21 protein-coding genes and 2 other annotated features are annotated in these 21,084 nt (G+C 36.3%); of the genes, 1 reads left to right on the forward strand and 20 read right to left on the reverse strand.

All coding sequences use genetic code 11. From position 1 onward, the window contains the following. Positions 1–53: 53 nt before the first annotated feature. The 6 genes from BW724_RS15925 to BW724_RS15950 all read right to left on the reverse strand — a co-directional run bounded on the left by BW724_RS15925 (position 54) and on the right by BW724_RS15950 (position 4,792). Complete coding sequence (locus BW724_RS15925) at positions 54–632, reverse strand: TVP38/TMEM64 family protein (protein ID WP_088076166.1); 579 nt, start codon at positions 630–632, stop codon at positions 54–56. A gap of 107 nt (positions 633–739) precedes the next feature. Beyond that, a complete protein-coding gene (locus BW724_RS15930; RefSeq protein ID WP_088077977.1) occupies positions 740–997 on the reverse strand; it encodes a DUF1294 domain-containing protein in 258 nt (85 codons plus the stop codon). Between the two features lie 185 nt (positions 998–1,182). After that, complete coding sequence (gene rplT / locus BW724_RS15935; protein WP_088076167.1) at positions 1,183–1,539, reverse strand: 50S ribosomal protein L20; 357 nt, start codon at positions 1,537–1,539, stop codon at positions 1,183–1,185. Between the two features lie 67 nt (positions 1,540–1,606). After that, positions 1,607–1,795, reverse strand: a complete 189-nt coding sequence (gene rpmI, locus BW724_RS15940; protein WP_088076168.1) for a 50S ribosomal protein L35 — start codon at positions 1,793–1,795, stop codon at positions 1,607–1,609. A gap of 64 nt (positions 1,796–1,859) precedes the next feature. Next, positions 1,860–2,363 carry a translation initiation factor IF-3 gene (gene infC, locus BW724_RS15945; RefSeq protein WP_088076169.1) on the reverse strand — a complete coding sequence of 168 codons (504 nt, stop codon included), beginning with the start codon at positions 2,361–2,363 and terminating at the stop codon, positions 1,860–1,862. Between the two features lie 59 nt (positions 2,364–2,422). Next, positions 2,423–2,549, reverse strand: a sequence feature (ribosomal protein L20 leader region). Positions 2,550–2,623: 74 nt separating this feature from the next. Further along, positions 2,624–4,792 (reverse strand): sensor domain-containing protein, encoded by a 2,169-nt coding sequence (locus BW724_RS15950; RefSeq protein ID WP_088076170.1) that lies wholly within the window; start codon positions 4,790–4,792, stop codon positions 2,624–2,626. A gap of 314 nt (positions 4,793–5,106) precedes the next feature. On the opposite strand from BW724_RS15950, the gene BW724_RS15955 reads away from it, so the two are divergent. Beyond that, positions 5,107–5,496, forward strand: a complete 390-nt coding sequence (locus tag BW724_RS15955) for a hypothetical protein (protein ID WP_088076171.1) — start codon at positions 5,107–5,109, stop codon at positions 5,494–5,496. 42 nt (positions 5,497–5,538) lie between these two features. Here the strand turns inward: BW724_RS15955 and thrS are convergent, their stop codons facing one another. From thrS to polA, 14 genes are all read right to left on the reverse strand, one after another. Further along, on the reverse strand, positions 5,539–7,482 hold the full coding sequence (thrS, locus tag BW724_RS15960; protein ID WP_088076172.1) for a threonine--tRNA ligase: 1,944 nt from the start codon (positions 7,480–7,482) through the stop codon (positions 5,539–5,541). Positions 7,483–7,575: 93 nt separating this feature from the next. Further along, positions 7,576–7,804, reverse strand: a binding site (T-box leader). A 124-nt stretch (positions 7,805–7,928) separates the two neighbouring features. Further along, complete coding sequence (locus BW724_RS15965; RefSeq protein ID WP_088076173.1) at positions 7,929–8,795, reverse strand: putative sporulation protein YtxC; 867 nt, start codon at positions 8,793–8,795, stop codon at positions 7,929–7,931. Between the two features lie 344 nt (positions 8,796–9,139). Continuing rightward, entirely contained in the window at positions 9,140–10,249 is a 1,110-nt protein-coding gene (mqnC, locus tag BW724_RS15970) for a cyclic dehypoxanthinyl futalosine synthase (RefSeq protein WP_088076174.1), read from the reverse strand. 113 nt (positions 10,250–10,362) lie between these two features. Then, a complete protein-coding gene (gene dnaI, locus BW724_RS15975) occupies positions 10,363–11,295 on the reverse strand; it encodes a primosomal protein DnaI (RefSeq protein WP_088077979.1) in 933 nt (310 codons plus the stop codon). A gap of 3 nt (positions 11,296–11,298) precedes the next feature. Beyond that, positions 11,299–12,708: a replication initiation and membrane attachment family protein gene (locus tag BW724_RS15980; RefSeq protein ID WP_088076175.1), complete on the reverse strand. Its 1,410-nt coding sequence runs from the start codon at positions 12,706–12,708 to the stop codon at positions 11,299–11,301. Between the two features lie 130 nt (positions 12,709–12,838). Then, positions 12,839–13,303: a transcriptional regulator NrdR gene (nrdR, locus tag BW724_RS15985; RefSeq protein ID WP_088076176.1), complete on the reverse strand. Its 465-nt coding sequence runs from the start codon at positions 13,301–13,303 to the stop codon at positions 12,839–12,841. Positions 13,304–13,331: 28 nt separating this feature from the next. Next, on the reverse strand, positions 13,332–13,742 hold the full coding sequence (locus tag BW724_RS15990) for a DUF1499 domain-containing protein (RefSeq protein ID WP_088076177.1): 411 nt from the start codon (positions 13,740–13,742) through the stop codon (positions 13,332–13,334). Between the two features lie 128 nt (positions 13,743–13,870). Then, entirely contained in the window at positions 13,871–14,260 is a 390-nt protein-coding gene (gene speD, locus BW724_RS15995; protein WP_088076178.1) for an adenosylmethionine decarboxylase, read from the reverse strand. A gap of 402 nt (positions 14,261–14,662) precedes the next feature. Next, a complete protein-coding gene (locus BW724_RS16000; RefSeq protein ID WP_088076179.1) occupies positions 14,663–15,688 on the reverse strand; it encodes a glyceraldehyde-3-phosphate dehydrogenase in 1,026 nt (341 codons plus the stop codon). Positions 15,689–15,882: 194 nt separating this feature from the next. Continuing rightward, the gene (locus BW724_RS16005; RefSeq protein WP_088076180.1) at positions 15,883–16,146 is read right to left on the reverse strand and encodes a DUF2524 family protein; all 264 of its coding nucleotides are present in this window, start codon (positions 16,144–16,146) and stop codon (positions 15,883–15,885) included. An 87-nt stretch (positions 16,147–16,233) separates the two neighbouring features. Continuing rightward, positions 16,234–16,827, reverse strand: a complete 594-nt coding sequence (gene coaE / locus BW724_RS16010; protein WP_088076181.1) for a dephospho-CoA kinase — start codon at positions 16,825–16,827, stop codon at positions 16,234–16,236. Positions 16,828–16,867: 40 nt separating this feature from the next. Continuing rightward, positions 16,868–17,506, reverse strand: a complete 639-nt coding sequence (ytaF, locus tag BW724_RS16015; protein WP_088076182.1) for a sporulation membrane protein YtaF — start codon at positions 17,504–17,506, stop codon at positions 16,868–16,870. Positions 17,507–17,596: 90 nt separating this feature from the next. Next, positions 17,597–18,421 carry a DNA-formamidopyrimidine glycosylase gene (gene mutM, locus BW724_RS16020; RefSeq protein WP_088076183.1) on the reverse strand — a complete coding sequence of 275 codons (825 nt, stop codon included), beginning with the start codon at positions 18,419–18,421 and terminating at the stop codon, positions 17,597–17,599. 25 nt (positions 18,422–18,446) lie between these two features. Further along, positions 18,447–21,074: a DNA polymerase I gene (polA, locus tag BW724_RS16025; RefSeq protein WP_088076184.1), complete on the reverse strand. Its 2,628-nt coding sequence runs from the start codon at positions 21,072–21,074 to the stop codon at positions 18,447–18,449. Positions 21,075–21,084: the final 10 nt, after the last annotated feature.

A 21,084-nucleotide genomic window follows, 5' to 3' on the forward strand; every position in this document is an offset into this window, starting at 1 on the left:
ACTGAAATTACGAACCATGATAAACACTTATGTCCTAGCCTCTTGTTTCGTTCTTATTGTGCTGACTTTTTCGGAAAAAAATTGTTCCATTTATAAGTTACCGTTCCCCTATTTCCAAGGTAAGAGAAAATTGTAATGAGGAGAACAAAGAAAAGTACTGATAAATAAATTGGCATTTCAGTTATAGCCTGCCCGAAAGCTGTATACAGCAACGAGGGTAATATTACTCCCCCAATTGAATAACGCATATACTCTTTAAATGAAGAGGTCATTTCCATTAAATACAGCGAAAGTAGATGGAAATGTACAAAAGGCATCATACGTAAGATCATCACTTGACCTAGCGTTAGGACTCGATCCTTTAAGATTTTTTCTTTCATCCTAGTAATTCTTCCTCGAAAGGAAGGGAAAATGTCTACAACCTTATAAAAGAAAAAACTCATTAATGACAAACCAATAATGGAATATAATGTACCATGGAGAAATCCGAATAGAATGCCACCTGCAATACAGACGACTATGACGGGAAGAAATAAGAATGGACGAATGAGATGGACAAATATAAACAGGATTGGAGCTAGCCAACCTGCATCTTCAATGACGTGAGGAATTGCATTGTTGAACATATCCATGATGTTTCTTCTCCCCCTCTCTTTTACATATCTATGATTTAAAAACAAGTCTATGATAAGGAGACTGTTGCTTTCAGTAATTCCGATTGCTGGGAGTCATTATTATTTTAGTCAACAATGTAGATGATTACGAGTGCTAGATGGATAATAAAAAATGTTGGAAGTCCAATTTTAAACAATAACTTTTTTGTTTTGTGGTGAAATAGTCTTGAAGCCACTAACATTCCAAAAGCTCCTCCAATGAAGGCTACTAACATCAACGACTTTTCTGATATTCTCCATTTACCTTTTATTGCTCGCTTCTTATCTATTCCCATCATAGTAAAACTAACGATATTTAACAACAAAAAATATAATAATGCCATGTTTTCCAAATTATTTTACCTACCTAAAGTATATTCTCCCTTTCATTGGATGTGCCCCAAGCACAAAGAAAGGTGCAGAAGCCCTTTTAAAAAAGTGATTATAAATAAAAGAGGCTAGGACATAAATGTTTTAACATTTTCAGTTAAACACTTCAGTTATGTCCCAGCCTCTTTTTAAATTTGGATTATTTTAAACCTGCTTTTGCCTTTTCAGCTAAGTCAGCAAATGCTTTCTCATCATGAACTGCAATATCAGCAAGCATTTTACGGTTCATTTCAATTCCAGCTTGCTTTAGGCCGTGCATGAAACGGTTGTAAGAAAGTCCGTTAATGCGCGCAGCAGCGTTAATACGAGTAATCCATAGCTTACGGAAATCACGCTTTTTCTGTCTGCGGTCACGGTAAGCATATAGTAATGATTTCATTACCTGTACTTGTGCTGATTTAAATAATCTATGTTTTGAACCTACATACCCTTTTGCAAGTTTTAATACTTTTTTACGACGACGACGTGCTACATATCCGCCTTTTACTCTTGCCATCGTAATCCCTCCTTTAAGATCTATTCGTGTTAGTCATGAATCAAATATTTTAGTATTTTAAAGTTAATTAAATCATTTCTCCAATGCGTTTTTGGTCACTCTTACTAACTATTCCACTTTTACGAAGCTTTCTCTTTTGCTTTTGAGATTTGTTAGCAGCTAAGTGACTTGTATATGCATGAGAACGCTTCAATTTGCCGCTTCCTGTCTTCTTAAAACGCTTCGCAGCGCCTCTGTGTGTTTTCATTTTAGGCATCTTGAGTTTCCTCCCTATATCTTGATCGTTGTCTTATTGTTGTCTTGAGTATAAATGGTCGTTTTTATTTTTCAGCTGTTGGTGCAAGGACGAGAAACATACTACGTCCTTCCATTTTAGGCTTCTGTTCTACTGTTGCAATATCTTCACACTCTTTAGCAAGACGCTCTAAAACATCTTTACCAAGTGTAGAGTGAGTAATCGCTCGACCGCGGAAGCGGATTGCAGCTTTTACTTTATCACCTTTTGTTAAAAACTTACGAGCATTACGCAACTTTGTGTTGAAATCGTGCTCATCAATATTTGGACTAAGGCGTACTTCCTTCACATTAATAATTTTCTGTTTTTTACGAGCCTCTTTATCTTTCTTTTGTTGCTCATATCGGAATTTTCCATAGTCCATGATCCGACAAACTGGTGGTTTCGCATTTGGTGCTACCATTACTAGGTCTAAATTGGCATTCTGTGCCATTTCAAGTGCTTCTTGTTTTGATTTAACTCCAATTTGGTCACCATTTGCACCGACCAAGCGTACTTCTCGAGCACGAATAGCGTCGTTAATGATCATATTATCCTTACTAATATTGAGCCACCTCCAAAATTTATTGAGGACCAAAGCAAATTTGACATCAAAAAAAGATGCGGGAACATACCTTCGCCCACACCTCTACATTTAACGTGTAATTCTTCGTCATAACCTGTCAACTGCCTAAGCGTCAAACCAGGTGAGAAGCGGGCGCTTCTACTTGCTTTGTTTCCATATGTTGTTCACTTTGACTACTTTACCACAATATAAATACACTTGTCAACAAGTGCTTTTGAGATTACCTAAGTTGTCGTTCGAATCGTCTTTTGTTGAAAGAGTTTTACAAACTTCCTTGCTGGTATTGGTCTACTGAAGTGAAAACCCTGTACATATGGACAACCGATTGAGCTTAGATACTTGTATGCCTCTTCACACTCTACCCCTTCTGCTACTGTAAATAAACCTAAATCTTTCCCCATTTTTATTGTAGATGAAACAATTGCACGATCTGCCCTGTCTCCAGGAAGATCCCTTACAAATGATTTATCTATCTTCAAACAATGTACAGGGAACTGTTTTAAGTAGCTAAGTGATGAGTAGCCAGTTCCAAAGTCATCCACGGCAATATAAAAACCTAGTTCTTTTAATTTATGCAACGTATTTATGGAATCCAATGTATTTTCCATTAACCCATTTTCCGTTATCTCCAATTGAATACGAGTAGGAGAAATCTCATAGTAATCAGCCATTTCTTTTATTCGACGAACAAAGCCTGACTGTTGTAATTGAGACGGCGATATATTGATGGATATATCTATCTTTTTCTTATAAATTAATTCCCAGTTTCTTAAATCTTCAAATGCTTTCTGGATCACCCAGTCTCCAATCGGAATTATAAGGCCAGAGTCTTCAGCAGTCTTGATAAATTCCACTGGCGATACAAAGCCCCTTTCTGGATGGTTCCATCGGATTAACGCTTCACAAGAACTGAGGCTATTGTCACTCACACGTATTACTGGTTGATAATATAGTTCAAACTGATTACCACTTCTTATTGCCTCCCTAAGGTCCACTTCCATCTGAACCCTTGAAAGAAATGCTCCTTTCATATCGGAGCTAAAGAAACGGTAAGTTTGACCCCCGGCTTGTTTTGCAGCCATTAAAGCCATATCAGCATGCTTTAATAATTCCTCTGCATATCCAGCTGAGTTAGGGTACACAGAGATTCCTATACTTGCTCTCTGGTGAAATTCTCCACTATTATAATAGAAAGGTTCCTGAAAAACATTAATGACTAAATCTACAACATTAAGTAGATCTATCTCTTCAAAGTCATAAATAAACCAGACAAACTCATCTCCACCAATATGATATAGCTGATACTCATTTACATAGTTATCTAAAGTGATATTTTGCATTCGTTCAGCTGCCATCATAATAAAGCGGTCTCCAGCAGAGTGCCCTAAAGTATCATTTATATTTTTAAATTGATCAAGATTCACTAAGATGAGGCCTGCTTTTTTCCTATGAACTTTCGCTTCAAGAATTCGGTATACCAAGTCTTCTTCAAGTAATCTACGGTTTGGAAGGCCTGTAAGGGGATCGTGATATGCCATATTCCTCACTGCCAGTTCTGAATTCTTCAAATCTGTAATATCACTAATTGATGCAATCACTTCTATTACATGATTATTTTCATTTTGAACTGGAGATAAGGTGGCGTGATAATACCGTTTCCCTTCCTTGTAATCAAACTTAATTGTTTTTCCTTCAAATGCATTTCGAAACTGCTTTTTAATTAATGGCTGTTGATTTGTATCCCCAATGACACTCGTAACTAACTTGCCCTTTACCTTGTCTGCATGAAGTCCAATCTCTTTAGCTAGACGCCCAGCAATAAAGGTTACTTCAGGTCCATTCTTGTTCCATTTTGTTCGAATGACAAAGTTATGTAAGTTATTAATAAGAGTGGAATAATCATGTTCAATCACTTCTCTTAACTTTTCTCCTGCCGTTTTTCCTGCTGTTATATCCGTTCGAATGGAAAGAAATTTCTCAGGATTACCCGCACTATCAAAGATCGGAAAAATCATTGTTTTTACCCAGAAATCAGTACCATCTTTTCTCTTGTTTTTCACTTCTCCTGACCATATACCACCATTTTGAATAGTAGTCCACATATCCTTGAAGAAATTTTCATCATGATACTTAGCATTCACTATATAATGGGTCTTGCCTAATAGCTCCTCCCGACTATAACCGGAGATTTCACAATATGTATTGTTAACTTCAATAATTCTTCCTTTTGTATCAGTAATAGATAAAATACAAGATTGATCAAAGGCTTCCAGTACGACTTTGAGTTGTTCAAGCATGTTTTCAGTTACTTCTGCGATTTCACCATACTTTTCCTTCATGTGTTGACGAAATTCCTCAACCCATCCGTGCACTGTAACCAATGACTTAAACATGGGACCACATCCTTGTGTCTTTTTACTAAAACGCTTTCTTTATTAATTCCAGATCATACTTTCATTCATTTTTTTACCTATACTACTGTATTTTACTTTGTTTTTTACCATATCACAATACAACTTTTCTCTATTTTCAGTATAATTACCTATAAAATCTACAAAACCTCTATTTAAAAGTATAGTATATAATCCATCCTAATGATTAAAATTAAGACATGATTCCATATATTTTTCACAATTACATTGAGTATTTTCGTTAATAGTTGACAAAATTTATAGTTGGAGAGAACGAATGAAGGAGATTAAAAAGGATGCTAACAATTATACTACTATATTTATTCACATCATTTACAACAACGGTCAATGAAGTAGAAACAATAGACTATACAGAAAAATTACAACAATTAGAGGAAAAGGCAGAGGAAGCAATAAGAAATCTACTAGATGATTGGCAAGAGGAAATCGAAGATGAGACCCTAACCCTTCGTGACTTATATCAGTTATATAAAGAATTTAAAATGGCTGAACAGCATATTGATGAAGAGTTTAATCTTTTGTTACATGAAATAGAAGAAAGTATGGAGAATAAAGTGGAGTTAGAAAATACGATTCAACAGTTGGAAAAGTTCTATAAGAAGAAAAAGAAACATAGTATCATAAAAATTAAAAGAAAGATCAGTCCGTTTAATGACATAAATTAAAAGAGGCCGGGACATAACTTTAGTCCCAGTCTCTTCTTAAAATTATTTTCTATTTTTTATTTCATCTTGTAAGGAAGATACAAATTCACTTAAACCTACTACTTCTGTTTCCTTTTGCCCGTATCTTCTAACATTTACACTGTTTGTTTCTATTTCTTTATCTCCGAGAACTAAAATATACGGGATTTTCTGCATCTGTGCTTCTCTAATTTTGTATCCTAGCTTCTCATCACGCACATCTACATGAACACGAACCCCCGCTTGCTTTAGTTCATCTTCCACTTTTCTAACATAATCCATATGAACTTCACTAACTGGAATAGCTTGAATTTGAACTGGGGCTAACCAAGTTGGGAATGCACCTTTATATTCTTCTAAAAGGAAGGCAACAAAGCGTTCCATCGTTGATACTACACCACGGTGAATAACAACAGGACGATGTTCTTTCCCATCTTCCCCAACATAAGTCAGTTCGAAACGATTTGGTAAATGGAAGTCTAGCTGAACTGTAGATAAAGTTTCATCCTTACCTAATGCTGTTTTTACTTGTACATCCAATTTAGGACCATAAAATGCTGCTTCCCCTTCAGCTTCTACGAAGTCAACCTTCATATCCACCATTGCTTCTTTCAGCATAGCTTGTGCCTTATCCCACATCTCGTCATTATCAACATATTTTTCTTTATCAGCAGGATCACGATAGGATAGTCGGAAATAATAGTCGTTAATACCAAAGTCTTTATAAACAGCTTGGATTAATTCCACTACTCGTATAAATTCATCTTTCAACTGATCAGGACGACAGAAGATATGTGCATCATTCAATGTCATTGCTCTTACTCGTTGTAACCCGGCAAGTGCACCAGACATTTCATGACGATGCATCATTCCTAATTCAGCTATTCTAACTGGTAAGTTTCGATAGCTGTGTAATTGGTTTTTATATATCATCATATGATGTGGACAGTTCATTGGACGAAGAACTAGATCTTCATTATCCATTTCCATTGCTGGAAACATATCTTCATGGTAATGATCCCAGTGACCAGAAGTTTTATATAACTCTACACTACCTAGTACAGGTGTATACACATGATCATAACCAAGGCGCTCTTCTAGATCGACGATATAACGTTCAATTGTACGACGAATCGTTGCTCCTTTAGGTAACCATAATGGGAGACCTTGTCCTACCTTTTGATTGACCGTAAAAATCCCAAGCTCTTTACCTAATTTCCTATGATCTCTTTCTTTAGCCTCGTCAAGCATCTTTAAGTGATCATCTAATTGGCCTTGCTTCGGAAAAGCTGTTCCATAAATACGTTGAAGCATCTTGTTTTTACTATCTCCGCGCCAGTAGGCACCATTCACAGTCATTAATTTAAACTTCTTAATTTTGCTAGTTGAAGGAATATGAACACCACGGCAAAGGTCAAAAAATTCACCTTGTTCATATATACTAATTTTTTCGTTTGCAGGTATATCCTCTAGTAATTCTAGCTTAAGCTCATCACCAATCTCCTGATATCTCTGCACTGCTTCTTCACGTGTCACTTCTACTCTACGGATTTCATAATTCTCATCCGCTATTTTTTTCATTTCCTTTTCAATTCTCTCAAGATCTTCAGGAGTTAAAGAGTGCGGCATATCAATATCATAATAGAATCCGCCTTCTATCACAGGGCCTACTCCAAGTTTTACATCTTCATATAAACGTTTAACAGCCTGTGCCATTAAATGGGCAGTACTATGACGCAGTATTTCTAAACCATCTTGGCTATCGTAAGTGATAATCTCTAAATCTCCATTTTCTTCGATAGGTGTGCGTAGATCAACCATTTCTCCATTTACTTTTCCTGCTAATGAATTTTTCTTTAGCCCAGGTGAAATGGATCCAGCAATTTCCTCGGTTGTCGTTCCTTTAGGAAACTCCTTTTTCGCACCATCTGGAAATGTCATTACAATTTTTTCTGCGACTTCCGCCATAACATAACACTCCTTTATAAAAATAATTTGTTCCACTAAAAATAGGTCTCTGTTAAGATCTCAGAGACAAATAAAAAAACACTCATCCCTCAAGCAAGGGACGAGTGTGGTTACACGTGGTTCCACCCTAATTTCCAAATGAAAAATCACTTGGCTTCATTACTCTGTAACGGTGAGTCCGTTAGTACTTAATAGAAATGTCTTCGTTCTGTACTAAAGCTAAAAGGTGGTGAGTGATTTCTCGTACTAGGAAGTTTCCAGCCTTGACTTCCCTCTCTGTAAGCCGTATTGAAATTACTCATGTCCTTATCATTGCTATTCCCTGTATTTCCTTTATGGATAGTATTATAATCATCCATTTAAAGAAAATCAAGGGTAGTACAGACAATCTACTGAAATATTATCCTAACATGAAAATACAAGTATAAGTTCTACTTACCATTAAATTAAATAAAGTTAGAAATTTGTTGTCTCTTATCTCCCCTAATTTCTATCCTCTCTTCAAATATTAAAAGTAATGTCTGCAATAGTCCTTCCTGAGACTTAGATGGATAAACAAACAATTTCTCTGGTGCAATGGTTACGATAGGTCCTATTACCCGTTCATTAATAGGCAATGGTGCTTCAAAATTCAACTCTGGTGGGAGCCATCTACTGATTTTATCAGCAGAGATTTTCTCACCATGACTATCATCAACAATACTGACTTCATCATCAAGATATAAATGGATTGTAGGGAGCTTTGGTACATTATTTTTCAAGTAAAGCCTACAAGTATTAAGCATTTCTTGATAATCATGCTCCATCTTATACTCATCAATAGCCTTTTCCACTATTTCTACTATCTGTTCCTTTTGCTCTCGCAACCTAAATTTCAAGAAAGAGTCATAAGAAAAGCGGATCGTATTTCGTATTAGTTGATAATAAAGATCAAACATTTCATTTTGCCATGTGATAAAGGACGTTTTTAAAGGTATGGAAGATTTAGGATTGTAAAATAAATCTCTTCCATGCTGAACAATCTCATCAATTTCAAACTGGTCCTTATAATGAAAGCTTTCACGTAAACATTCTTCAATCCACAGTGGTAGAACATTCTTAATTGTGACATTCGTTAATACAGAGGCAACACAGTGTCGCCTTGCATTCTCTTCACCATCTATTGTAAAAAGATCAATACAAAGGTTGGTGTAATCACCAGCTTCCTTTACATAGATAGCTTGTTTCACACCACCATATGTATCCATGGAAAGAAGTAACTGTTTATAGAAGGCCTCACATAAATCGTAATCCTTAAACTGAATTGTTAACAACGGCAGCCCCTCCCAATCGTGCAATCGAGTTGAGAGTCATGGCGTAAATACACATTTTGTCACTTCAACTCTTTGCAAACATCTATTACATATATATGGGGGTGTCGTCCAATTATGAATCACAGTTTTAAAAAATCCACCTCAAATCGCTGGAGTTTGTTATTCTGTCTAAAAAATAAGTAGTACCAATGCCGGTTGCGAGCAATATAAAATTTAAGTGGCTTACAAACTTTTCACAGAAATAAGCAATCGACTTCATAAGAACCTACACAAGTTTAGTATTTTCACGGTAGCCAATTAAAATAAAAACACACCACTTTGAAGTGATGTGTTTTTTATCTTATTTAGTTTTGCATAATAAAATCTTTTTCTGCACTTTCTGTTTCATCAAATTTCCGAATGATATTATACTTCGTATCACGTTGAGCTGGTACTTTCCCAGCTTCACGGATTAATTGAAGAATTAAGTTCGTATTCACCTTGTGTGTTGCACCTGCGGCAGAAACAACATTCTCTTCAATCATTGTACTACCAAAGTCATTACAGCCAAATGATAAGGATTTCTTCCCTATTTCTGGCCCCATTGTTACCCATGATGATTGGAAGTTTGGAATATTGTCTAAGAAAATCCTAGAGATAGCAACATTTTTCAAGTAGTCTTCAGGAGTTAGCTTGTCACCTTTCATGTTTGTGTTATCCGGCTGGAATAACCATGAAATGTATGCTAAAAAGCATTCGGACTCATCTTGTGCATCACGAACCCTTTGTAAATGCATGGCACGCTCTTCAAATGTTTCACCAAAACCAATAACCATCGTTGCAGTACCGTGCATACCAACGTTTTTTGCAGTTTTCATGCAGTCAATCCATTCTTCCCAAGTACCTTTCAAACGACTAATTCTTTTCCGCGTACGGTTATCTAGGATTTCGGCACCACCGCCAGGAAGGGAATCCAATCCTGCCTCATGTAACTGACGACATACCTCTTCTAAAGATAATCCTGAAACTTCAACCATCTTGTAAATTTCTGCTGGTGAAAAAGAATGCATTGTTATTTCTGGAAAACGCTTTTTAATTTCCTTAAGTAAATCGGTATAATAGCTAAACGGAAGGTCAGGATTCGTTCCACCTTGCATTAAAATCTCTGTTCCACCTATATCAATTGTTTCTTGAATTTTACTAAAAATCTCTTCGTTGCCTAACACATAACCTTCTTCATGTCCTGGTGGTCGGTAAAAAGCACAAAAGCGACAATATGTATCGCAAAAATTTGTGTAATTTACGTTACGTCCAATCACAAATGTTGTCACTGGATCTGGATGCCATTTTTTCATTATTTCATTTGCTACAGCACCCATTTTTTCAATTTCATCACTTTCGTATAAACGTACCGCGTCTTCAACAGAGATCCTTTCTCCATTACGGGCACGATCAAGTATATGGTCAATACTCATTGTCACGCCTCCAATCTTTCAATCTACTAAACCTAATTAACTCTATCGTAACATAGAAGATAATTTATTTCTTAATAAAAGGCTGAATAAACTTGAATTTCTTTCACAAAGTTTTAAGCTCTTTTATTTTCACCTTTCATGTCAATCACGGTATTTAAATACCGAATCCTCTCCATAATCCTTTTTGCTTTTAATTGATCTAGCTTTTCAAGTCCTCCACGATGCGTATATGCGAGGTGGTTTTCCAGTTCATCTAAATCATAATTAGAGGTAAATAGCGTAGGTAGCTTCTCCATCATTCGAAACTGTAGTAAAGTACCAAGAATATCATCTCTCACCCAATTTGACATCGTCTCAGCACCAATATCATCTAGTATTAATACAGGGGAGCGTTTCACTTGATCTAATTTTTTCTGGTAAGATCCATCCTGAATACCATTCTTTAACTCTCTGAAAAAATCAGGTGTATACACAATCATTGTTTGAATATCTCGTTCAGCCAATTCATTAGCAATTGCACCCATTAAAAAAGTTTTCCCCACCCCAAACGGTCCATAAATATATAATCCTTGTCCATTTTCACCTGGGTTTACATTAACCGTAAACTCCATCGCTTTGACAATAGCTTCAATTCGAGATGGTGTATCTTCATGAACATCTTCAAAGGTTGCTGATGTCATTTCTTTAGGAATATATAAACTTTGAATTAAAGAAGCTTGTCGCCTGTTGTTTTCAACCTTTTTCATAAGTGGACAAATTTGATATTCCAATTGAAAGTCATTTCGATAAATAGATAACTGTGGCTGGTATCCTTTCATCACATTTGGGCATGATTCAAGGCCAGTACAGGAATCACAATTATCCCACTGAGTTTTGTATTGAAAAAGTTCATTCATTCCCTTATCAATTTGCTTTTCAGTTACAGCATGTTTTGTAAGAAAGCTCTGAATGCGTTGATCCTTCAACATATCAGCTGAAATCTGTTTCAACCTCTCCTCAAACTTTCCCCCAGGCATATTACGCAGTGTTTTACCAATGGAATCCACCAATTATCCCTCCTGTTTCTTTCCCTTTAACAACTCTCTATACTTTTCTACTTTCTTTTTCGCTTCCTCTAAATCGTCTGGATTACTCTCTTCCTTATTCCATGCCTCATCTGTCATCCACTTTGGTAGAGGCTCCTGTCGGACATTGTTTTTGTTTTCAAACCTTTTCGAAGTTGCTGCTTTTGACTCACCTTGTTTTTGCTTACTTGCTTCAAAACTTTCATATTGCTTCTTAGCAAAATCCATTGCTTCCTTCACAGTCTTTAATTGGGCCCTTGCCCATTGATTCGCTATTTTAAATGCTAAGTTCTTCGTCAGTTTTTTATCATATAATATGAAGATGTATTCTAATAGTACGTTTACAACACCAGGCTCCAGCTTGTATTCAAACATTAACTGTTCAATGATATCTACATCTCCTGGATAAACCTTTGCGCCGTTCCCCCACTCTTCCATAAACTCAATGGGTGGTGTTGTTTCAAAGTAATGGATTTGTTTTTCTTCGTCAGTTAACGGTGCTGACTTAGGTGTTCTTAATTGTTCAGATTGAATTCGATAGCCTAAACTTGGTGGTTTATCAGGCTCATTCATGCGATAGCGGCGTTTCGCCTGTTTTCTCAGTTCTCCTAAGTCCAACTCATCAGTGTGAAGTATCGCATCTTGAATAACACTACTCATTTGTAGTGCATCCATTTTATATAGAAAAGCCATTTGCCTAATTATTCGTTCATTATCACTTTTTTGTAATTCCTTTTTAGACACAAATGGCGGCATAAGCGCAAGTAATTGGTCAAAATCAAAGTCTTCTCCACTCATTCTATAATCCGCCTTCTCACTTCGACCCTCTAATAAGGCATCATTTGACAAGACCTCTAATGTATCTGGGTCATTGCTAGTCATCTCAGATGGATGAACAGAGGTAAAGACTTGATCAAAAGACCTCGTAATATTTTCTTTATTGTCTGTTTCAATTCTATCAATTTTAAAGGAATTTCGTAGTTGAATATATTGATCCTTACTACCGATTCGGTTATATAAAAAGACGCTTAACATATCGTCCTGAAAAAAATCATTTGGTGATAATGGCGTCTGTAATTCGTAATAATAAATAAATTCTCCATCTTGCTTTTCCCTAAAAACTTTTAACAAACCTATAGCTTCCAACTTTTTTCTTTCAAGAAAAATCTCATCTAAATGTTGTCCTGTATAGACCATTAACGTTTTATGTGTTTTTTCACAGCGTTTTCCTTCATTTCGGCCTATCAAGCTAAATAAAGTCATATAAAGGCTGTATGCTGTTGCTCCAACTAAAGGTTGATATAGGAGTGTTAATATATCCCTGTCAGTTTCATGAAGCTGATTCTGCATATATGCTATAAATCGATCTGATGGCAAAATTTCCTTCCAATGCAACACATCTCACCTCTATACAAATATTAATATTAATTAACTACTATTCCAAGAAACTATTATTCACAGAAATGGAATAATTCCTCTCTAAATAGAGAAAAATGGAGCGTATCTCCGCTCCAATAAATTCTGATTATTTTTGGTTCCCTTTATTTAACAAGTCCTTCAATTCATCAACAAACACATTTATATCCTTAAACTGCCTGTAAACAGAGGCGAACCTCACGTATGCAACATCATCAATCTTTGCAAGATGCTCCATCACTTGTTCCCCAATATCATGGCTCTGTATTTCAGAAACTCCTTGATTCCTTATTTCTCTTTCCACTAATTCAACGATATTTTCTAATTTCTCTAAAGGGACTGGTCTTTTTTCACAAGCTCTAATTATTCCTCTTAAAGCCTTTTCTCGACTAAATTCTTCACGATTCCCACCTTTTTTCACTACAATCAAAGGGGTTTTCTCAACACGTTCGAAAGTCGTAAATCTATAGCTACATTCTTCACATTCACGTCTTCTTCTTATTGACCTACCTTCATCACTCGGTCTAGAGTCTAAAACTCTTGTTCCATTATGCTGGCAATTTGGACATAACATTACTGATCATCTCCATCGTATCAGTTCCTTAAGATTGTATTAACCTGTCTCCTAGCGATGTTCCAACAAAACTCATTCTCTTGTTCATTTCAGAATATAGTTCATAAACTAATTTGCGACTATATCCGAGATCAGTAAAAAGGAAAGAATCAGTTGATATTGATAAATCCACTGCTGTTCGGAATGGTTTTACCATAATAACAGTAATAACCATAAATGCTTTTTTCCCCTTTGTGATATGAACGATGATTTCACCATGCTCTTCTGAAATAGATGCAATTTTAAAACCTTGCATCTGACTGAGCATACTTTCAATTTCTTTCATCACTTTATCTTTAGTGGACTTGTAATAATGCGTTCTAAGCTTTTCATCAAAATGATCTTCTTTTGTTTCTGTTTGTTTGCTAAAATATTTTTGCAAAGTATGTTTTATACTCATTTATCATCCCACCTTACCACTATTAAGAATAGCAAGAAACGACAGCTTGTTCAAATGAAATTATAAAGATACACAAAAAATTTGATAAGTATATTAGAAAAAGGAGGTGAAAATATCACCTCCTACTCTTAACCTGAATGAACACTTAAAACTTTATTATCCTTCGTTTTAATTGGGCCCATACCTCTAGGTAATTCTACAACCTCGGTGGACTTTGCATTCAATTTCTCAGATATATATTGTGATGCTACATTTGGATCTAAATTTCCGCAAGTGTATACATCAATACTCGCATAACCGTGCTCTGGGAAGCTGTGTATCGTTAAGTGCGATTCACTTATAATAACAACCCCACTCACACCTTGTGGTGCAAATTTATGGAAGGCAACCTCCCTAACTTCTGCTCCTGCTTTTAGTGCTGCGTCTACAAATAGCCTTTCAATATAGTTGATGTTGTTCAATTTTTCTGTGTCACAATCCCATAATTCAGCAATAACGTGACGTCCCATTGTTTCCATTGAAAATCCCCCTTAAACACAATTTATCATGCCTTCTAAAGCATGGCGGAATACATTACTACTGGGGGAAAGTTAGTCCAGAGAGGTCCTAACCCTTTGCGTAACATATATCCCTTGCTTTTTTAAACGAAGTTCACGGAAAATAGTATACTTTGTTTAAAATCGATTTGCAATCATTTTTTTGAAAGAGGGATGTTCCTTCTTGATATAGCGTCTGTCACAATCCATCTACTTATGTAAGGAGGGATATTCCAAAATGGCGATGAATAACAAATACTTCGATGATCTCGTTATTCTCTACCTATACAATATTAGGGACTGAAGGAGTGAAAAGGTCGAACAATAAATTTTTTCCCTTTTCCCATTTCAGCCCCTAATAAAGTTGATTCAGAGAGCAACTAGTTATGAAACATTAATTTTTGCATTTCTTAAATGATCGGCCACTAGTTGAATCAAATTCACCACTCTACATGAATAGCCCCACTCATTGTCGTACCAAGCTAGAACTTTAATTTGTCTGTCATTGAGCACCATGGTGGACAAACCATCAATAATGGATGAATACTCGCTACCATTAAAGTCAGTGGATACTAATGGCTCATCTGTATATGCTAAAATTCCATGCAAATCTCTCTCACTGGCATTTTTTAAAATACCATTTACATCTTCTTTTGTAACTTTTCTTTTTACGTCTACAACCAGATCAACTAGTGATACATTTGGCGTTGGGACACGTAAGGCCAGACCATTTAATTTCCCATCTAGCTCTGGCAGTACTTTCGAAATCGCCTTTGCTGCCCCTGTTGATGTAGGTATAATTGATTGTCCACATGCTCTAGCACGCCTTAAGTCTTTATGCGGATTATCAATATTATTTTGATCATTCGTGTAAGAGTGCACGGTTGTCATCATACCGGAAGTGATTTGTAATTCCTCATGAAGTACTTTTGCAACAGGAGCTAGACAGTTCGTTGTACAAGATGCGTTAGATAAAATGTCATGTGAGGAAGGTTTATATTTATGCTCATTAACACCGTAGACAATCGTTAAATCTTCTCCCTTACCTGGTGCTGTAATAACTACTTTTTTTGCACCTGCCTGCAGATGCTTTGATGCCAGCTCTCTCGATTTAAATTTACCAGTGGCTTCTACTACGATATCCACCCCTAACTTATCCCAGGGAAGCTCAAGAGGCTCACGTGTTTGATATAAATTTATTTTTTCCCCATTCACAATGAGGGCTTTATCATCTACCTGGACATTCCCAAAGAAGGGTCCATGTATTGAATCGTATTTAATTAGATGTGCCAACGTTTCTTCAGGGTATGTTGCATTTATTGCAACAATTTCTAACCCAGGATCTGTAATTGCCTTTCGGAAAACCATTCTACCTATCCTCCCAAAGCCGTTAATTGCAACCTTCACCATTACACATCCTCCTCCAACATATATAATATACTTTATCGTTATTCAACGATTAAAAGTATAACACATTGTATGCAATATGAGGAGTAATTTGTTCAATTTTTTTAAATATGTAGCGGACCGAGATAGATTCCCTAGTTTTAGGCTACACAAAAAAAGAACCCACTTTCGGTTTCCCTTAAGTGAGCTTCAACAATCTATATTCCTTTTTCCATTACCTCCTGTGTATATTGAAGGTACTCCTTTGCCTCTAACAGCTTTTCTTTCTCAACTGGACTTGCTTGCTGTATATACATCGGCATCTCTTGTTGTAGTTCTTGGAGTTCGTGCAAAAGATAGGAAAACTCTGTTGGGTCATTTTCCCTTATCATTTTAACCTCTGCTAATTCTTTTTGAGCATTTTCGATTGTATTTTTTACTTTATTTATGTAGTTCTCAATTTGACCAGAATTGTGATTCACTTTTATCCCTCCTTGAGAATCGACTCCATCTATAACTTCTCTCAAGTAGCCCAAAATATTCAATCAAACAATGAAATGGAATGTTTATCATTCCACTTTCCAGCGCTTCAGTATGTTGTCTAACTGTTCCTCTGTTTCTGCTATCGCGCCATCATTGAATATAATATCGTCAGCAACTTCTTTTTTTTCATCAATTGGCATTTGGGAATTAATTCTACTCATAGCCTCTTCCTTTGTTGACTGATCCCGTTTCATGAGCCGTTCTATTTGAATTTCTTGCGGTACATAAACAAGTAAAATTTTGTCTGCCATGTACTTTAAATTACTCTCAATAAGAAGTGGAATATCAAGTACAACTGTTTTGTGCCCAGCCTTGAGATACTCATCGGATTGCCTTCGCATCTCCATTCTGATTTCAGGATGGAGGATATTATTTAATACTTTTCTTTTATTAGTATCATTAAAAATAAGTTTGCCAAGTTGTTTTCGATCTAAGGTGTGTTCTTCTGTTAATACAATTTCACCAAAGGCTTGTACGATTTGTTTAAAGCCATTTGTCCCTGGTTCAACCACTTGTCTTGCAATAATATCTGCATCTACGACTGGTATTCCACGCTCCATTATCATCTTGGAAACTGTGGATTTACCTGTCGCAATCCCCCCAGTTAAACCTATAATCATATAACCACCTCCCATAAATTGATGACAAAGGGTGTGGGACTTATAAGCTCCACACCCCAATCAGAATAAGGAGTAACCCTGGTAAAAAAGAAAAATTTTGTACCCACTTGGCTTCAGAAAAACGCCAGCCACTCTTCATTCCAAACGTTAAAAAGACTGCACACATAATACCAACGCTAATAGCCATTATAGATGCTGGAAAACCAATTAAAGCTGCCCCAATTCCTGCACCAAACGCGTCTAAGGAAAGGGCAAACCCTAAAAGTAACGCTTCTCTTCCAGTTATTGTACCAGAATTATCTAAGTCGGCTACCATCGGCTTTCTTAAGATTTTTATAACAATTCCAAGTTTTTTCAATTCGAGATTTACAATAGTCTCTCGTTCTTTTTTTGTTTTTTTATCATTCTTTGCTGGCCGGTACACTTGATAAATAGCCCAGCCCCCAATTCCAATTAAAATAATTCCCCCGATGGATTCAGCTATTTCAGGAGACATAAATCGTAAAAGTGCATCTCCAAGTGTCATGGCAATAAGTATGGAGGCGGCGGAACAGCCAGCTATGAATAATAATGACGTTAGTGGAAGCTTCATCTTCCTCAGTCCATAAGTTAACCCAACACCAAAACTATCCATACTGACAGCAAAAGCGAGGAGCAGTAAAGAAAATATTTCCACCATTGGTAAGAACCCCTTCCACAACATTGATACGATAGTATATGGAGGCGGCTTTTCCAATGTACGTGAAAATATATTAAATAGCCCATATTTTTATTTTTGACACTCTGGACAAGTATGAGTTCCCCGTCCACCAACAACAGATTTTTCAATGCTAGTACCACAATTTTTACATGCATTGCCTTGACGACCATAAACAAATAACGTCTGCTGGAACATCCCCATTTCTCCCTGTCCATTGACATAGGTTTTGATTGATGAGCCGCCCATTTCCACTGCTTCCTGTAAAGTATTAATGATGCTCTGATGGAGTCTCACTAATTCCTTACATTCGAGAGTGTTCGCCTCTTTTTCAGGATGAAGTCCTGCTCGAAACAACGCTTCATCCACATATATATTCCCTAAGCCAACTAGCTTTGTCTGGTCTAATAGGGCGACCTTTAACTTTCTATTTGTTTTTGCAAGGATATTGCCTAATAACTCGACAGTAAATTCATCTGAAAATGGTTCTACACCTAATTGTGACAGAGGTAGGGAGTTCTCTTCCTCTCCTTTAGGGAATAAGTGCATCGTTCCAAATTTTCTAACATCGCGGTATCTTAGCTCTTTTTCACTTTCAAGTATAAACCTTACATGGGTATGTTTATCTGGTGTTTCACTTAGCTTAAAAACGCCATATCGGCCTTCCATTCTCAAATGAGATACGAGGGTATATTCATCAAGCTCAAATACTAGGAACTTCCCCCTTCTTTTTATATTATTGAATGTCTGACCGATTAACCTGTGTCGAAATTCTTCCGTATCATCGGGCTTTTTTATCATTTTAGGCCAAGTTACTATTACATCTTTTATTTTCTCGTTTAAGATTAATTCAGTTAATGTTCTCTTCACTGTTTCTACTTCTGGAAGTTCAGGCATAACATCACCTTTTTACCTTCATATATTATTTTGCATCATACCAAGTAGCACCATATTCAACGTCGGCTTTTAATGGAACATCGAGTTCCACAGCACTTTCCATTACATCACGCACTAATTTTGACATCAAATCTATCTCATCTTTTACCACTTCAAATATAAGCTCATCATGTACCTGTAAAAGGAGCTTTGATTTTAATTCCTGCTTTTCCATTTCCTCAGCCATGTTAACCATTGCCTTTTTAATAATATCTGCCGCACTACCTTGGATTGGTGTATTCATGGCTGTTCTTTCGGCGAAACTTCTTTGATTAAAATTTCGGCTATTAATTTCAGGAAGATACCTACGACGCTTCAGCATTGTCGTGACGTAACCATTTTCTTTCGCTTCCCTAACGATGTTTTCCATGTACTCCTTGACACCTGGGAAGCTTTCAAAGTACCTATTGATAAATTCCTGCGCCTCTTTCCTAGTTATTCCTAAGTTTTGAGATAAACCATAATCACTTATCCCATAAACGATACCGAAGTTTACAGCCTTTGCTGTTCTCCTCATTTGTGAAGTTACCTCTTCTTCAGTCACGTGGAAAACATCCATCGCTGTTTTCGTATGAATATCTAAATCATTCACAAATGCATCAATTAGATTTTTATCTTTTGATATATGTGCAAGTACACGGAGTTCAATCTGTGAATAATCTGCTGCTAAAATAACGGAACCTGACTGCTCCGGAATGAATGCATGTCGAATTTTTCTACCTTCCTCTAAACGAATCGGTATATTTTGCAGATTCGGTTCAGTAGAGCTTAATCGGCCCGTCTGCGTCAATGCTTGGTTAAAAATTGTATGAATCTTTCCTGTCTCCTTGTGAATTACTTTTAGTAAGCCTTCTATATAAGTAGAATTTAACTTTCCAAGTTGTCGATAATGAAGGATTTTTTCCACTACTTCATGCTTGTCCCTCAGCTTCTCAAGAATATCTGCAGACGTGGAGTAGCCAGTCTTCGTCTTTTTTATCACAGGCAAATTTAATTTTTCAAATAACACTTCACCTAGCTGCTTTGGGGAGTTGATATTGAACGATAAACCAGCTAGTTCGTGTATTTCTGCTTCAATGGTTTTTAATGTAGCTGTTAACTTTTCACCCATTTCAACTAGTTCATTTTTATCTACTGCCACCCCATTCCTTTCCATTTTTCCTAAAACGATAGATAGGGGCATTTCTAGTTCTTTAAAAAGCTCATATTGATGATTATCTTTTAACTCAGTTTCTAATTTTTCTTTCAACTCACTGATAGAAGCAGCTTTTCTAGCAAGGTGCTGGGACAAAACTTCTACCGCAGGAATGTGGCGTTTTTTCCCTTTCCCATATACAGCTTCATCCGTTTCCACACTGATGGCGTTATTCCGTTTTGCAATGTCAGCCATGTCATGTGAACTAGAAGATGGATCAATGAGATATGATGCAATCTGGATATCAAATGTAACTCCTTCAAATTTAATCCCTTTCCACCCTAAAGAAACGACTCCCCGTTTCGCATCAATGACCCACTTTTCCCTTTGCTTATCAGCAGCCCATTCCTTGAAAACATCACTAGTCAACGCCTTTTCAGTAGGAATATAATAATTACCCTTTTTATTGGCTACGGATATCCCGATAATGTCTGCATTGTGATAGTTTTCATCAAGAATCTCTACTACGATAGACGAAGGAGAAACCAACATCTCAGAGGTAATTTCTTCAACTACTGTAATTTCAAGATCTTCTAGTTCTTCTTTTTCTACTATTTCACTTCCACCTATACGGTCTAATAATGAAGAAAATTCAAGTTCTTTAAAAAGAGAGAGTAGAGCCTCATGGTTTGGTTCTTCCTTTTTCATTTCATCAAAGCCAATATCCACTGGAGCATTTATTTCAATCGTTGCTAGTTTCTTACTCATATATGCGCTTTCTTCATTAGCTTCAAGCTTCTCTTTTAATTTTTTCCCTGACACATTCTCAATTTCTTTATAAACACCTTCCACGGTTTCAAATTGTTTTAATAGCTTTAGTGCAGTTTTTTCTCCAACTCCAGGTACACCTGGGATATTGTCAGAGCTATCTCCCATTAAACCTTTCATATCAATAATTTGCTTTGGAGTTATACCGTATTTTTCATCCACCAAGTTAAGGTCATAGGTATCTACATTCGTGATCCCTTTTCTTGTTAATGCCACTTTAACTTTTTCAGATACTAGTTGAAGTAAGTCTTTATCACCTGTATACACTTTTACTTCGAAGTCACTATCCGCTGCTTTTGTTGCAAGAGTTCCGATAATATCATCTGCTTCATAGTTTTCTATCTCATAATGAGCGATGTTAAAAGCTTTTAATACATCTCGCATAAATGGTAGTTGCTCTGATAATTCAGGCGGCGTCTTTTGTCTTGTTCCTTTATATTCTTTATATGTATTGTGTCTAAATGTTGTCTTACCTGCGTCAAATGCAACCATCATATGTGTAGGGTTTTCTTCCTCTAATACTTTTAATAACATTGTTGTAAAGCCATATATGGCATTTGTATATACGCCTTTGTCAGTATTTAATAAAGGTAGTGCAAAGAATGCACGATAGGCTATACTATTTCCGTCTACTAATACAAGCTTTTTCACGTTATCACAC

The sequence above is a fragment of the Litchfieldia alkalitelluris genome (genome assembly GCF_002153425.1).
GTDB classification, from domain to species: Bacteria; Bacillota; Bacilli; order Bacillales; family Salisediminibacteriaceae; genus Evansella; species Evansella alkalicola.